The organism is Acidobacterium capsulatum ATCC 51196, from assembly GCF_000022565.1.
GTDB classification, from domain to species: Bacteria; Acidobacteriota; Terriglobia; order Terriglobales; family Acidobacteriaceae; genus Acidobacterium; species Acidobacterium capsulatum.
The window spans coordinates 3,847,144-3,861,151 of record NC_012483.1 but is presented as its reverse complement, the minus strand read 5'-3'; the positions used below and the strand labels follow the sequence as shown (position 1 = coordinate 3,861,151).

Below are 14,008 nucleotides of genomic sequence, written 5' to 3'. Positions count from 1 at the left end.
TCTGGTGAACAACGTTTAAGCGGACACAGGAGAAGACGGCGCGGCCTGAATCGCCTGCACAATCTCAGGCGGCAGCCCGAAGCGCACATTCTCCGGCATCACTTCCACTTCTTCGACCGAGCCAAAGCCCTTGGAGCCCAGGTACTTCACCACATCCTCAACCAGCACTTCGGGCGCGGAGGCGCCAGCCGTCACCGCCACCGTGGCCACGCCTTCCAGCCACTCCGGGCGAATCGCCTTCGAGTTGTCGATCAGGTAGCCCTTGGTGCCGAGGTTCCGCGAAACCTCCACCAGCCGGTTCGAGTTCGAACTGTTGTTCGAGCCCACCACCAGCACCAGGTCCGCCTGATGCGCCACGTTCTTCACCGCTACCTGGCGGTTCTCCGTCGCGTAGCAGATGTCCTGCGAGTGCGGCCCCACAATATTGGGGAACTTCTTCTTGAGCGCCTCGATCATGTCCCGCGCTTCATCGAGCGAGAGTGTCGTCTGCGTCAGGTAGGCCACGCGGTTCGGGTCGGGAACCTCGAGCGCCGCCACTTCGGCCGCGCTCGAAACCACCGTCGTCACGTCCGGAGCCTCGCCCAGCGTGCCCTCGATCTCCTCATGGTCGCGGTGCCCAATCAGCACCAGCGAATAGCCCTGGCGGGCAAACTTCACCGCCTCCACATGCACCTTGGTCACCAGCGGGCACGTCGCATCGATCACCCGCAGGTTGCGGTCCTTGGACTGCTGCCGCACCGCCGGCGAAACGCCGTGCGCGCTGTAAATCACGCGGCTGCCCTCGGGCACCTGATCGATGTCCTCGACAAAGATCGCGCCCTTCTCGGCCAGCTCGTTCACCACGAAGCGATTGTGCACGATCTCCTTGCGCACATAGATCGGCGCGCCAAAGGTCTCGAGCGCAATGCGCACAATATCCACGGCGCGCACCACGCCGGCGCAGAATCCGCGCGGCTTCAGAAGGAGGACTTTACGCTCGCCATCAGGGGCAGAAACGTGGGCGGGAGTGGGCTGATCGGTGATAGTCGTCACAGCTATAAGTATATCGTGCAGTCACCCCTTTGCAGCATCTTTCGGGCAAATCCTGCTCACTCCGGAACCCGAAAGGTTGCCTGCGTCTCGCGCTTTTCCTGACCGTATCCTATCTTTCAGTGCTAAGCTGCGGCTCATGCAACGCAACGCCCTCTTCCCTGTCCGCGTCGGCGTACTTCTCTCCGCGCTGGCCCTGTGCGTAGCCCTTTTCCCGTCGCATTGGTTGCCGTTTGGGCTGGCTCAACAGGGCGATACGCTCGACCACTTCTGCATCGGCCTCGCCCTGGGCGTGTTGATCGTTCTCAATGCTCTGCTCTTCTTCAGCCGCGAGGTCTCCGAATCATTCCAGCAGGAATAACCGCAGGCTGAAGGCTCGGTCCTCGCTCAACATACAAAAAGCCCCGGCTCATCGCCGGGGCTTTTGCTGTGTTCCGGTTGCGTGCATTACTGCGCGGTCAGCTCCGCGGCGACGCGTTCCATGGTGAACGCCTCCACCGTGTCGCCCACCTGAATGTCTGATGTATTCAGGCCCACGCCGCACTCCATGCCGTTGGTGACTTCCTTCGCGTCATCCTTGAAGCGCTTGAGCGAGGTGAGCTTGCCCTTGAAGACCTGCTCCCCGCCGCGCATCAGCCGAATCTCGGAGTCGCGCCGCAGCACGCCATCGAGCACGCGGCAGCCGGCGATGGTGCCGATCTTCGGAATCTTGAAGACGTTGAGCACTTCGGCGCGGCCCAGGTAGCTCTCCTTGAAGACAGGATCAAGCAGCCCCAGCATCGCCTTGGTGATCTCTTCCTGCAGCTCGTAGATGATCGTGTGCAGGCGAATCTCCACATTCTCCTGCTCGGCCAGATCGGCGGACTTGCGATCCGGCTTCACATTGAAGCCGATGATGATCGCATTCGAGGCCGACGCCAGCAGCACGTCGCTCTCGGTAATCGCGCCCACGCCCGAGTGAATCACCTTGATGCGCACCTTTTCGGTGGACATCTTCTGCAGCGAGTCGGCCAGCACTTCGACCGAGCCCGTCACGTCGCCCTTCAGGATCAGCGGCAGTTCCTTCATGCCGGCCTGCTTGATCTGCTCGGCCAGGCCCTCCAGCGAGACGCGCGAAGACTTCGCCAACTGCACTTCGCGCTCCTTCATCTGGCGATACTGCGCAATGCCCTTGGCCTTGTCGCGATCGGCCACCACCAGGAAGGTGTCGCCCGCATCCGGCATATTTTCGAGGCCCAGAATTTCGACCGGAGTCGAAGGACCAGCCTCTTCAATCGCGCGTCCGCGGTCGTCAAACATGGCGCGAATCTTGCCGAAGGTATTGCCCACAATGAAGCTGTCCTGCGCCCGGAGCGTACCATTCTGCACCAGCACCGAGGCCACCGCACCGCGCCCGCGATCAAGCTTGGCTTCAATGACCGTGCCTACGGCCGAGCGGCCCGGAGTCGCCTTCAGGTTGCCCAGATCCGCCACCAGGCAGATCATTTCGAGCAGCAGGTCGAGATTCTGGCGCTTCTTGGCCGAAACATCCACAAACACCGTGCTGCCGCCCCAGTCTTCGGGCACCAGTCCGCGATCGCCAAGCTGCTTCTTCACGCGGTCCGGCTGCGCTTCCGGCTTGTCGATCTTGTTCACGGCCACAATGATCGGCACGTTGGCGGCCTTGGCGTGATCCACGGCTTCGAGCGTCTGCGGCATCACGCCGTCATCGGCGGCCACCACAATCACGACAATGTCGGTCACCTTGGCGCCGCGCGCACGCATGCGGGTAAAGGCTTCATGGCCCGGCGTATCCAGGAAGACGATCTCGCGCCCGAAGGCCGGCGAGTCTTCCTTGTTGATGCGCACCTTGTAGGCACCGATGTGCTGGGTGATGCCTCCGGCTTCGCCCCCGGCCACATCCGTTTCGCGGATCGCGTCCAGCAGCGAGGTCTTGCCGTGGTCCACGTGGCCCATCACAGTCACCACCGGCGGCCGCGACAGTTCCAGCTCGTCCGGATTTTCCTGCGACAGCAGATTCTCAAAGGCCTCGTTGGCCATCTGGTCTTCAAAGCTGATAACCGTCGTATCCGCGCCAAACTGCCGCGCCACGTCCTTCACCAGCTCGCCGTCGAGCGACTGATTCACGGTCACAAACACGCCGCGCATCAGCAGCGTGGCGATCAGATCCTTGCCGCGAACGCCCAGCTTTTCGGCCAGATCCTTCACGCTGATGCCTTCGGTCACGGTGATGGTGCGCGTGATCGGCAACGGCTCGGTCGGAATCTGCGCGCCGCCAAACCGCGACGGCGGCGCAAAGCCCTTCATCGGACCTTCTTTGCTCTTCGGATACTGATTGCTGCGGCCACCGCGCTTCTGGCCTGCGCCCGGACGCTGCGGACGGCCCGGCGTATCGCCCGGAGGCGGCACCAGTCCCGGCGCGCCCATTCCGGGGCGCTGCCCAAATCCACCTGGCCGCTGCCCGAATCCCGGACGCGGACCATTGTTGAAGCCCGGACGACCGCCCGGCGGTCCACCGCCCGGCTGGTTGCGCGTCGGATGCATGGGGCGGCGTCCTCCGGGACCGGAGGGCCGCTGGCCATATCCGCCACCAGGTCCACCTGGTCCGCCCGGAGAATTCCCCGTGGGCCGGCGATCAAAAATGGGTTTGCCGCGCTGAATTCCGCCACCCGAGGGCCGCGGCGTCACCGGCGAAGCCGAGGGCGGAGGAGCCGTGTACACCGGGCGTGGCCCGGTCTGCGGCATAATGACACGGCGCTGCGGAGGAGCCGGAACTGCTGGCTTTTCCGGAGCAACCGGGGGCGCTTCTGCCGCAGGAGTTTTGGCTTCCTGAGGCGCACTCTGGCTGGCGGCAGGCGCTGCAGGAGCCGCCGGCGCCTGGAATGCTGTCGCGGGGGGCGGCGCTGCGGCCACAACCACCGAGGGGCTCACCGCAACGGGGACCGATGGGCCAGTGGCCAATGCTGACTTCACTTCCTGCGCTGCCGGGGCAGCGGGCTTTTCCTGCTGTGCAATGGGAGCCGTCGTCACGGGCGGCTTGACGGCCACCGGCGCTGCCGGAGGACGAGCCGCAATCGCGGGAGTGGCCGCGGGCGGCGGGGCCACCACGGCCGAAGGCTGACGGGGCTGAGGAACAATGCGGCGTGGAGCAGGCTTTTGTGCTTCGGCACCATGCTGGACCGAGACCGCCGGCTGCGAACCGGGCTGCACCCCTGCGGGCCGGGCCGCCACGGGCGGCGGAGCCGCCGTCACGGCCGGACGCGGCGCGGAAGGACGAGCCGCCGGAGGCGCGCTCACGGGAGCCTTGGGCGCAACCGGCACTGCCGCCGGACGGGCCGCCGCAACGGTCTCCTGCTCGTTCCGCTCCTGAATGGCTTTCAACACGTCTCCAGGCTTGGAGACACGAGACCAGTCAATCTTGGGCTTCGGCTCATTCTGCTGGCGCGAGCCACCCTGGCCCGCACCGCGGCTGCCGCGCGCAAAGTGTGCACGCACGCGCACTGCCTCATCCGCCTCAAGAGAACTGGAGTGGGTCTTCTTCTCGGTAACGCCGCAATCGGCCAATGCATCGAGGATCGCTTTGCTTTTGACTTCCAGTTCCCGCGCTAAATCGTTGATTCGAACTTTACTCATCCGCCCCTATATCTTCTGCCGGTTCACCCGCGCATTCACAACGTCATAAATGGCCTCGCAGACGCGGGATCGTCTTTTTCTATTATCCCCCGATTCGCACTCATACGCGCACTCATCTCCGGGATACTGTTACTTCGTGAACGAAGACGCAGGCGCATTACGCACCTTTGTCCCCGTCCGGGTTCGTTTCGGCGCTCTCCACGCCTGTTCCTTCATCTACCGCGGAGGCATGCTCCGCCAGCCGCTCGCTCGTGTCTTCGCGCCCGGGAACCATGGACTCGGCGCCCTCGGTCTCCAGCGCTTCCCCGCTCTCGGTCAGCTCAGAGATCTCCTCGGCGGCCAACTCATCATGCACGGGCCCGGAGCCATCCTCCTCGCCATCGGAGTGCGGCAGCTCTTCGCCGGCCTGCGTCAGGTCCTGCTCCAGAGCATCGATTTCCTCGGCTGCCTGCGCATCCGCAATCGCTTCGGCCTGTTCCAGCTTCGCCTGCTCGGCTTCCGGAACCGCGGGGCGTTCCTCGCCCGGCTCGTACTGGCCAAAGTAGTGACGCACCGCAGTGCTGATCTTCTCGAGCGTCTTTTCGCCGATGCCCGGAATCTCTTCGAGCTGCTCCGGCGTCATGTCGGCCAGCGACTCGACCGTCGTAATGCCGGCCGCGACCAGCTTCTGGATGATCGACTCGCCCAGCTCCTTCACTTCTTCAATCGCCGTGGCCGTACCGCCCTGCGCGAAGCCGCCCATCTGCTGCTCGACTTCCTGGCGCTTCTCTTCCTCGCTCTTGATGTCGATCTTCCAGCCCAGCAGCTTGGCCGCAAGGCGCACATTCTGTCCCTTCTTGCCGATCGCCAGCGACAACTGCGTGTCGTCCACGATCACTTCCAGGTGCTTTTCTGAGAGATCGGCAATGCTCACGCGGCTCACCTTGGCCGGCTGCAGTGCGCGCTCGGCAAAGGTAGTCACCTCTTCGCTGAACTCGATGATGTCGATCTTCTCGCCGCGCAGCTCGCGAATGATCGACTGCACGCGCATGCCCTTCATGCCCACGCACGCGCCCACCGGGTCCACGTCCTTGTCGCGCGACATCACGGCAATCTTGGTGCGCTCGCCCGCCTCGCGGGCAATGGCGCGAATCGTCACCGTGTTGTCGTAAATCTCCGGCACCTCGCCCTGAAACAGGCTCGTCACCAGCTCCGGAGCCGCACGGGACACAATCACCTGCGGACCCTTCGCCGCGCGATCCACGCGCAGCAGCACCACGCGCACGCGCTCGCCCACTGAGAACTGCTCCAGCCGCGACTGTTCGCGCTTCGGCATGCGGGCCTCGGCCTTGCCCAGGTCAAAGATCACGTCCTGCATCTCGACCCGCTTGACCGTCGCCGTCAGCACCTCGCCCACGCGATGGGCATACTCGTTAAACACCGTGTCGCGCTCGGCCTCGCGCACCTTTTGAAAGATCACCTGCTTGGCCATCTGCGCCGCAATGCGGCCCAGCACGTCGGTCGGCTTGTAGAAGCGAATCTCGCCGCCCACTTCCACGCCCGGCGCAAGCTGCCGCGCCTCTTCGAGCGTGATCTGGTTCAGCGGATCTTCAATCAGCTCCGGCGTCTCCACCACAGCCTTATAGATGTACGCGCGAATCTCGCCCGTCTCGCGGTCCAGCTCGGCGCGCATGTTTTCCTGCGTCTTGTAATACTTGCGTGTCGCCAGCGCGATCGCATCTTCGACCGCGCCTACCACCACTTCGGGATCAATGCCCTTGTCCCGGCTCAGCGCTTCGATGCTTTGGTAAAGAACACTTGCCATAAGTTCTCTCGATTCAATCCTTCTAAAAAATGGGCCGCATCGCTGTCTGTGATGCGACGCACGCGCGCCGGCATCCGCCAGACCGGAGTGACCTGCCCTTAAATCTCTGGAATCAGTTGCGCCTTCTCGACATTGCCCAGCGCAATCTCCACTGTCTCGGCAGCGGACTTCTTCTCTTTGCCCTTGCCCTTCTGCTTCATTGCCGTCAGGTCGAGCCGCAGCGTGTCGCCGTCGAGTCCCGCCATCCGGCCCTGCCAGTGACGATTGCCATTCACCGGCTCAAAGGTGCTCAGCTTCACCAGGCTGCCGGCAAAGCGCTCATAATCGGCGCGGCTCTGCAGCTTGCGGTCGAGCCCCGGCGAGGAAACTTCCAGCGTATACTCCGACGCCCCCGGCATCAGCTCTTCCACATCGAGCAGCGTGCCAAAATCCGTGCTGAACGCCGAGCAATCCTCATGCGTCACGCCCGAGAAGTGCTCCGGATTCATGCCCTCGCGCGGCATCTCTTCGTGCACTTCAATCGTCTCGACGCGCCCGGAACTCTGTGCAGCCAGTTTTGCGCGCTCTTCGGCGTTCTTCTCAATGAAGATGCGCAGCATGCGGTGCTTTGCGCCGCCCTGATACTCCACGTCCACCACGTCCAGGCCGTGCGAAGACGCGACGCGCTGCGCCGCCGAGCGAATTGTGTCCAGATCAAATGCCATATCTTTGCCGCAAATAAAAAGTGGGCTTTCGCCCACTGCGCCTCCGCGCGCCTGGAAACCCTGCCGCGCGCCGGATGCGTTTGTCCGCACTTACAGGTTACCGCTCTATGCGGAAACTTTCAAAGGCTCAATTTATAGGATGCATAAAATTCCGGCCAGTGCCGCCCTTTTGCTCCGAACACCTGTCACAACCTACGATCCCAACACGCTGGCCGGAGCCCTGGGCGTCACCGCGCTCATGGTCGCCCTCGCCGCGGCCATCCCGGCCCGTCGTGCCGCCGGTGTCCAACCCATGCAGGCACTCCGCGAAGAGTAGCCCGGCTGGCGGGGTCCGTCCCTTCGGGATAATACTCAACCCCTCGCTCGCTCGGGTGCCCCTGGTCCGTTCGCTCGGCCCCGGGGATTCCCTCAAAGACGCGCAACCCGAATGCTGTTCAGCACTGCCTCCGCTGGCGAAACAATCTGAACGCCCCGGATACTCCCCGTCCACCACGTCCGGGCCATGCACCCAATCCCCCGAAGCCCCGTATTAGGGCATGGCTTCAGCCATGCCATCACGACCACAAAAAGAAAAAGGACTTCAGCCCCCACAAAAACTCCCCCCGCGTGTGCCTCGTGCTTACCGGGTGCCCCGGGTCCGTCCGTTCGGACCCGGGATTTACCTGCCTGCCCTACGACTGACTCGCCGGGTAGCCCCATACTTCGCAGAGCGAAGTATGGGGCTTTAGCGCGATGGTCGGGGTTCTTCATTTCTGGGAACCATCCTACAGACCTCGCTTGCTGTTTTCAACGAAAAAATAAAATAATCATGAAAACTAGAGGCGCATGTAGTATCTTCTGGGCATGGATGACAACGAGAAAACCTTCTCACTCGCGGCGGCCGAGCTTGGGAAGCGGGGCGGTAAAAAAACCGCTGAGCGCGGTCCCGAGTATTACGCGGAGATTCAGGCAAAACGTGAAAAGCGCGGCGGAGGAAGACCGAAGAACCCCCCACAAGCCACGCACGTCGGGGAATTGCATATCGGAGATCTGGTGATTCCGTGCGCGGTTTTGGCTGACGGGCGTCGGGTCCTATCGCAGCGTGGTGTCGGGCGAGTGCTTGGACGTGGGCGAGGCGGCAAAGACTGGAAGCGTCAAGCTGAATGGGGTGGTGGGCAATTGCCGTTTTTCCTCATGGCAAAAAACCTTAGACCTTTTATTTCGAAAGAGCTAGCTCTGGCGGGCGAAAACCCCATTGTTTACCGCATCGGCAACGAGACAATCCCATCACACGGACTTGATGCAACGGACCTTCCCCAGGTTTGCGACGTATGGCTCAAGGCAAGAGAAGCTGGCGTCTTGACGGCAGGGCAGATTCCCATAGCAGCGCGTGCTGAAATTTTGATGCGCGGACTCGCCCATACAGGGATCATCGCATTAGTAGATGAGGCGACCGGATATCAATACTCGCGGACGAGAGATGCGCTCCAAGAGGTTTTGGAGAAGTTCATTGCTTCGGAGTTTAGAAAGTGGGTGAAGACCTTTCCCGATGAGTTCTATCGAGAACTCTTCCGCCTTCGAAAATGGCCCTTTAAGGAAGACGTAGTGAGGAAAACTCCTTTGGTTGGTAAATTGACGCTCGACCTTGTTTATGACCGGCTTGCCCCAGGAGTGAGGCAGAGACTAGAAGAGGTTAACCCCAAAAACGAAAGAGGACGTCGTAAGCACAAGCTATTTCAGCGTCTAACGGAGGATGTTGGCGATCCTTCACTTCGCGCCCATCTGGCCTCAGTAATTACGCTCATGAAGGTAAACGACGACTGGGAAGCGTTTATAAAGATGATGAATCGCGCCCTCCCCAGGTATCCGTCTATGCCACTCTTCGACCACGAAAATACGATGGCAATCGCAGGACAGAAGAAATGAAAAATTGGCGGCCTTCACTCCCGAGGCCGCCACCACAAATAAAGCGATTGGGTTAGTCAGCGTATTTATTGCCGATAAAAGGGCCGGTGGTCCAGCCAAACGTCGCGGATGGAACTTCTCTAACCGGGATGCCCTGTCCTAGCTTGCAACAGGCACCGACATGGGCCAACTCGCCAACTTACCTATCTGGCCCCACTCCATGCCCGAAGTAACCCCGCTACGCCTCCCACCCTGCCGGGAATTCCCCTGCAATCCGCTAGCATAAAAATAGAAGCTCAGAAAAAGACCGCCCGAAGCGGTCTCTTTCTGAGCTTTCCGATGCCAGGGGGCAACGGATAGGGGGTTAATTCGCGTTGATCCTAAAGGACTTGCCAGCCTAATGTCTGGCAAGTCACTTCCTTTCAACTAGTTACAGGACGTTAATGGAGGTTTTTTTTGCGGGTCTGGCCGCAACCATGGCCCAGCCAGGGCCACTTCTCACAGCACCAGCTTGCGCAGCGCCCCGTCCGGATCATCCACCATCCGCGGCACGTTGTCCCAGACCATCGTCCGGTTTGATACCGGGTCCGTCGGCTCCCAGCGAATGCCCGGCTGGCTCGGATTGCCCGTTCGCGCAAAGTTTGCCCACGCCGTCGCCATCTTTCGCGCCAGCGCTTGCGCCTCGGGAGTATTACCGGTTCCCTGCTCGCAGCGCATCGTGTTGTCAAAGCAGAACTGCAAGTCCGACGTATGCCACGCCCCCGGCACCCCATCCAGAATCTTCGTCTGCCACGTGAAGTAGTACGTATAGACCGGCGCGGCCTTCAGATCATGCTTCAGCTTCGCCATCCGCACCACGCCGTTGCGCATCGAGAGCGCATTCAAAAACCCGCCCCCGCTGCACATATAGGACAAGGTGCGCACGCTCTTGTGCGGATACGCCTTCTTCAGCCCATCCGCAATCGCCGTGCCCCGCTCCTCGCCGTAGGCCCGCGCAAGCCCCGCCCGCCATTCCTCCTCGGTGGGCCGCGACGCCATCATGTTGCCCTCTTCGCTCACCGACCCAATCATCAGCGGAATATGCTTCGACATCTCCGGCGCGGCATCCTCGAACGGCAGCCCCGGAATCACATGCCCATCGCTCGTCGGCATCCAGAAGTGGTGCGGCGGCCCATGCATCTTGAACGGCATGTGCGGATTGGCCGGCAGCTTGCCCTGCGCCACATCCGCGGCCGTCATCAGCTCCCGCCAGTCCATCTTCCTGAGCGCGCCAATATCGTTCGGAGCCAGCCCCAGGTCCTTCATCATCTGCCGCGTCAGCGCCTTCGCATCCGCCGCCGAGCCAAAGAATGCGCCGCCCGACTGAATGGCCGCGCGATGAAACAGCCCCTGCGCCGCCGGCATGCCCATCAGCGTCGCCACCTTGCCGCCGCCGCCCGACTGGCCATAAATCATCACGCAATCCGGGTCGCCGCCAAAATTCGCAATATTCTCTTTCACCCAGCGCAGCGCCGCCACCAGGTCCGTCATGCCCACATTCGAGGAGTCGCGATACTCCTCGCCGCCCACCTCCGACACGTCCAGAAAGCCCAGCGCATTCAGCCGGTGATTCACTGACACCGCCACCACATCGTGGTAGCGCGCCATGTTCGCGCCCTCGTGCGACGGCAGCTCATACGCCGAGCCAAACTCATACCCGCCGCCGTGAATGTAGAACATCACCGGCCGGCGTCCGCTCAGCGACGGAGTCCACACATTCAGCTTCAGCATGTCCTCGCTCTGCCAGCCGTCATCCCAGTCTTGAATGAACACCTGCTCCTGGCTGTGCCAGTCATGCAGATTCTGCGGGCAGTTCGCCCCATATATCAGCGCCGGATACTCACCCTCCCACGCCGCCGGCTCCTTTGCCGGCAGCCAACGGTTCTCCCCGCCCGTGTCCTGCCCATAAGGCACGCCCTTGAACGTGAACACATTGCCCGACACAAAGCCCCGCACCTTGCCATACTTCGTGCTCGCCACCGCCGAGTCCGGCGTGGAGCAGTACGGCGGCTGCTGCTGGTGCACGCCCGTCTTGGTGCTGTCGGAGGCGTGAGCCACCTGGCCCATCGCGGCGGCCACTCCCGCCCCCGCCGACAGCTTCAGCGCGGCGCGGCGGCTCAACATAAATTCATTCCCGGTCTTCGATTTCGACATGGCAGTTTCCTTATGAGGTCTTGAACTCGAGCTCCCGCGGCGCCACTCCCCGCAAGCCTGACCCCCGTCAGCCCTGCGCTTTCGTGGCCAGACAAAAAGCCCGGCCCGCGGCCCCCGAATACTACCGGCTGGCCCCCACAAACGGCAACCACATAAAACGCTTTATCCCAAAGAAAATGGGGTATCCGCACTGATCTCAGCTATTTCCTGAGAAAACGCATACCCACCCCGCCGAAAGAAGCCACTCACATGAATTCCTGCCGCCCTCTTCCACCGCCTCCACACCACGGCATCGCATCCGCGCATGACTTCCGCCACGCCACATCGGAACGAAAACTCAGGGGCGTTTTGCCCGTTCTTCCGGCGAAGCAAAGATCGGCATCTCGATCCCAAACTTCTGTTTTAGATATCGAGGAATCTCATTAACAGAAATCTCACAGCCTTTATTACATCCTCGCTTGTGGGCCCAAACGAGGTTATGGGATCCATCGAGCCACTCAGGCGTGAGTCGGAACCGAGTGATTCCGACGCCAAACGGAACAATATGAGCAACTTGAATTGGATTCTTAGGGCTAGCGAGGCCGCCACACTTGAAGCAAATATCTCGCGCAGTCGTGAGGTTCTTGGCGGCATAGCGAACAGGCATGCGACGGCAATATGTTTCGTGTTCCTGCGCGGTCAAGAATGTGCGTCCATCAAATCCGAGCCATCCAACTCTTCCGGTTCTTGCGGCCACAGGAGTCCTTCCAATCAAATTGAGTCCCGACTTACGATGCTTTCACGCTGCACTTTATACAGTAGGCTGTCGCTCATATCCCCAAAGCAACGGACTCGGCGCTCCGCTACACATGAATTGTTTTTAGCGAGAGATTTGGCGGAAATCGACTGTTGACAAGTGAACCGGCTAAATTGTGGACGATCGCCGATATTTCGTTACCAATTTAGAAGTGACCAACCGACGGCGAATGTCGAGGGTTTCATTGAGGGCTAGCCGGTCCTTCGGTAGTTCCTGTACCCGTCTCAAATTGGAAGATTGGTTGTGCGGATCCATTTACTATGGTGAACTGTTGCAAAAAGCAGCGCGTCGCCCTTGCCGTATTGGAGCCCTTCTGGTGTTGAATGAATAAGAAAAGCACACCTAAATCCGACCCACCTCACTCTCTGGCTGGCTTTATAGAGGCGTTTGAGAAATATTCATCGAAGTCTAAATATAGATATTGGCTGAATTGCTATCGCGGCGTTCGGGACGCCTCTTGGCGGAACCTAGCGGGTATATTTCGACCTGAGCTCAAAGAGCTTCTTGAAGATGAGAAGAACGCAATTCGAAAACTAATCTCAGTTCAACCTCATGAGTTCGCATCTGACGAAACCATGTTCGAGAAGCTTGTCCGAATGCAGCATTTTGGACTTCCGACTCGATTGCTCGACGTATCGCGGAATGCATTGGTCGCACTGTATTTTGCAACTGAGCCGAGCCCTCGAGGTAGCAAACAGTGCGACGGCATGGTCACAGCTTTCGCAATTCCGCAAGAACTGGAGAAGTATTATGACAGCGATTCCGTGAGCTGTATTGCCAATTTGGCCAATATGACTTCTGAGGAGAAAGCTAAGATTTATCAATTGACAGAATCGCTAATTGGACAACCCGAAGACGAACAAATCAAGAATTTCAATGAAAATAACGTCATAAAACGACTTCTTCAATTTGTCAGGGCCGAAAAACCCTATTTCCAGCCAATCATGAAACCCGTAGATTTATTTGTGCCATATTTTGTTCATCCCAAGATGAGCAACAGGCGAATTTTGGCGCAATCAGGTGCCTTCATCCTTTATGGCATAGATCCGTCCCAGTCCGAAAAAATAATCCTTCCGGACATGATCGAAGAAACCTGCTTTCCTGTTCCTCAGAAAGCAAAGAAACCTATTCGAGACGCTCTTGAGAATCTTGGCATCAACGAAAGCACACTCTATCCTGAGATCGACAAGGCTGCCGCCTGGATCAAGGATCATTACACAAATCTATAGTTCATACGCTTAAGACCGGTTTGAGAATTGCCAAGAGCGCAAATTCAAACCGAGAAGATTTAGCGCGTCGATGATTCGATTTCTTAACATTCAGCTTTGACTCTCTTGACTCTTAGAGTCTCCGCCATTTGTCCCTACCACCAACACTAGTGTCACGAACGCGCTCAACGTGAATTGCTGCATCCGGGTTCAATTGGCGAGCCCGCTCAATTGCTTCAGCTTGGGTTTTACCGGTTGCGCTCGCCCTTTCCGAACCTGGTTTTCTTATCGCATAATCTCCCTTCTCACGTCTTTCGATATACAACTCATCCTTGGCCATGAAGGCCTCCTTTCCTTCGAGTAGGATATACCGCGAGGGGCCGGGGCGCGGGCGAAAAGCCAGTCTATATTCGCGTCCTGCAGCCTCAAGGGTCCCGCTTGACGATAATACGACTGAGCGTTCATCCGGTTTCATTTGCGCTTCGGATCTAGAGTAGGCATCCACGGAATTCAATCCCACTAATCGCCACACCGACTCGACAAGCGCCAAGTCTCCAATCCTACTGCCCCCCCTCCCCCAAAGTAACCCGCCCCCTGCCGGGAATTCCCCCTCATTCCGCTAACATAAAAATAGAAGCTCAGAAAAAGACCGCCCCAACCCGGTCCCTCCCTGAGCTTTTTTTCGTTTCCGGCGCGCCACGGCCCCAATCAAACCCGGGCCAAAGCGGGGTTAATGTATGTTGATTCTAAAGGACTT

The 14,008-nt window shown here is 59.8% G+C and carries 10 protein-coding genes; 4 read left to right on the top strand and 6 right to left on the bottom strand.

All coding sequences use genetic code 11. The features are described from left to right. Window positions 1-15: 15 nt before the first annotated feature. Window positions 16-1,032: a 4-hydroxy-3-methylbut-2-enyl diphosphate reductase gene (locus tag ACP_RS15905; RefSeq protein ID WP_015898361.1), complete on the bottom strand. Its 1,017-nt coding sequence runs from the start codon at window positions 1,030-1,032 to the stop codon at window positions 16-18. A gap of 136 nt (window positions 1,033-1,168) precedes the next feature. On the opposite strand from ACP_RS15905, the gene ACP_RS15900 reads away from it, so the two are divergent. Beyond that, window positions 1,169-1,390 carry a hypothetical protein gene (locus ACP_RS15900; RefSeq protein WP_148215188.1) on the top strand — a complete coding sequence of 74 codons (222 nt, stop codon included), beginning with the start codon at window positions 1,169-1,171 and terminating at the stop codon, window positions 1,388-1,390. A gap of 86 nt (window positions 1,391-1,476) precedes the next feature. Here ACP_RS15900 and infB read toward each other — a convergent pair whose 3' ends face one another. From infB to ACP_RS15885, 3 genes are all read right to left on the bottom strand, one after another. Then, a complete protein-coding gene (gene infB / locus ACP_RS15895) occupies window positions 1,477-4,662 on the bottom strand; it encodes a translation initiation factor IF-2 (protein ID WP_015898360.1) in 3,186 nt (1,061 codons plus the stop codon). 157 nt (window positions 4,663-4,819) lie between these two features. Continuing rightward, window positions 4,820-6,466 (bottom strand): transcription termination factor NusA, encoded by a 1,647-nt coding sequence (gene nusA, locus ACP_RS15890; RefSeq protein ID WP_015898359.1) that lies wholly within the window; start codon window positions 6,464-6,466, stop codon window positions 4,820-4,822. A 98-nt stretch (window positions 6,467-6,564) separates the two neighbouring features. Beyond that, window positions 6,565-7,170 carry a ribosome maturation factor RimP gene (locus ACP_RS15885; protein ID WP_015898358.1) on the bottom strand — a complete coding sequence of 202 codons (606 nt, stop codon included), beginning with the start codon at window positions 7,168-7,170 and terminating at the stop codon, window positions 6,565-6,567. Between the two features lie 169 nt (window positions 7,171-7,339). Between ACP_RS15885 and ACP_RS18420 the strand changes: the two genes are divergently transcribed. Together ACP_RS18420 and ACP_RS15875 are read left to right on the top strand one after the other, a co-directional pair. Then, a complete protein-coding gene (locus ACP_RS18420) occupies window positions 7,340-7,486 on the top strand; it encodes a hypothetical protein (RefSeq protein ID WP_169306000.1) in 147 nt (48 codons plus the stop codon). Window positions 7,487-8,013: 527 nt separating this feature from the next. Then, the gene (locus tag ACP_RS15875; protein ID WP_015898356.1) at window positions 8,014-9,075 is read left to right on the top strand and encodes a P63C domain-containing protein; all 1,062 of its coding nucleotides are present in this window, start codon (window positions 8,014-8,016) and stop codon (window positions 9,073-9,075) included. Between the two features lie 477 nt (window positions 9,076-9,552). Here ACP_RS15875 and ACP_RS15870 read toward each other — a convergent pair whose 3' ends face one another. Next, complete coding sequence (locus ACP_RS15870; RefSeq protein ID WP_041839675.1) at window positions 9,553-11,247, bottom strand: carboxylesterase/lipase family protein; 1,695 nt, start codon at window positions 11,245-11,247, stop codon at window positions 9,553-9,555. Between the two features lie 1,119 nt (window positions 11,248-12,366). On the opposite strand from ACP_RS15870, the gene ACP_RS15865 reads away from it, so the two are divergent. Beyond that, window positions 12,367-13,272: an FRG domain-containing protein gene (locus ACP_RS15865; protein ID WP_015898354.1), complete on the top strand. Its 906-nt coding sequence runs from the start codon at window positions 12,367-12,369 to the stop codon at window positions 13,270-13,272. Window positions 13,273-13,384: 112 nt separating this feature from the next. On the opposite strand, the gene ACP_RS18900 is transcribed toward ACP_RS15865, so the two are convergent. Then, window positions 13,385-13,591, bottom strand: coding sequence for a DUF2188 domain-containing protein (locus ACP_RS18900; protein WP_083770644.1), 207 nt, complete (start codon window positions 13,589-13,591; stop codon window positions 13,385-13,387). Window positions 13,592-14,008 lie beyond the last annotated feature (417 nt).

What these genes read in the sequence shown, in the direction of transcription:
- ACP_RS15900 (WP_148215188.1), top strand. Translation starts at nt 1,169, where the DNA reads ATGCAACGCAACGCCCTCTTCCCTGTCCGCGTCGGCGTACTTCTCTCC.
- infB (WP_015898360.1), bottom strand. Translation starts at nt 4,662, where the DNA reads ATGAGTAAAGTTCGAATCAACGATTTAGCGCGGGAACTGGAAGTCAAA.
- nusA (WP_015898359.1), bottom strand. Translation starts at nt 6,466, where the DNA reads ATGGCAAGTGTTCTTTACCAAAGCATCGAAGCGCTGAGCCGGGACAAG.
- ACP_RS15885 (WP_015898358.1), bottom strand. Translation starts at nt 7,170, where the DNA reads ATGGCATTTGATCTGGACACAATTCGCTCGGCGGCGCAGCGCGTCGCG.
- ACP_RS15875 (WP_015898356.1), top strand. Translation starts at nt 8,014, where the DNA reads ATGGATGACAACGAGAAAACCTTCTCACTCGCGGCGGCCGAGCTTGGG.
- ACP_RS15870 (WP_041839675.1), bottom strand. Translation starts at nt 11,247, where the DNA reads ATGTCGAAATCGAAGACCGGGAATGAATTTATGTTGAGCCGCCGCGCC.
- ACP_RS15865 (WP_015898354.1), top strand. Translation starts at nt 12,367, where the DNA reads ATGAATAAGAAAAGCACACCTAAATCCGACCCACCTCACTCTCTGGCT.
- ACP_RS18900 (WP_083770644.1), bottom strand. Translation starts at nt 13,591, where the DNA reads ATGGCCAAGGATGAGTTGTATATCGAAAGACGTGAGAAGGGAGATTAT.